Source organism: Plebeiibacterium sediminum (assembly GCF_026013605.1).
GTDB lineage: Bacteria > Bacteroidota > Bacteroidia > Bacteroidales > Marinilabiliaceae > Saccharicrinis > Saccharicrinis sediminus.
In genome coordinates this window covers 1-555 of the sequence record NZ_JAPDPJ010000283.1, presented here as the reverse complement: position 1 = coordinate 555, position 555 = coordinate 1, and the positions used below count along the sequence as shown (strand labels likewise).

Genomic DNA, 555 nt, shown 5'->3' with positions numbered 1-555 from the left:
GGTTGATTTGACCCAAAACTTGAAGCTCCGCGAATAATAACATTTTGCGTTGCTCCAGGGTTAGCACCTGATGTAATCTGAACTCCTGCAACTTTTCCTTGCAATGCATTCATAGGATTAACTGAGTTTGACTCAGCAACTTCATCTCCTGAAACAGAATAAGACGCATAACCAAGTGCCTTCTTCTCTTTACTAATACCCAAGGCTGTTACAACAACTTCATCTACACTTATGGCATCTGGTTTCATAGTAACATTAATAGTAGTTTGACCAGTATAAGCAACTTCTTGCATTTCCATTCCTACGAATGTAAATAAAATAGCTGTTGCATCTTCTGGCACATTCAAATTATATGTACCATCCGGACGTGAGATTGTCCCAATAGTAGTACCCTTAACAATAATTGATACTCCAGGTATAGCCTCGCCAAGATCATCGACAACTTTACCTGAAATAGCTTTTGTTTGGGCTGACATTGCCTGCAATCCTACAAATAGGATCATAGACAGAAATAATGCTAATTTCCGCATAAAACAAAAGGTTTAAATTAATAAT

1 protein-coding gene is annotated in these 555 nt (G+C 37.7%); it reads right to left on the bottom strand.

From position 1 onward, the window contains the following. Positions 1-530, bottom strand: a 530-nt coding sequence (locus OM075_RS25480) for a carboxypeptidase-like regulatory domain-containing protein (RefSeq protein ID WP_301193375.1), incomplete at its 3' end; no start/stop codon positions are given. Positions 531-555 lie beyond the last annotated feature (25 nt).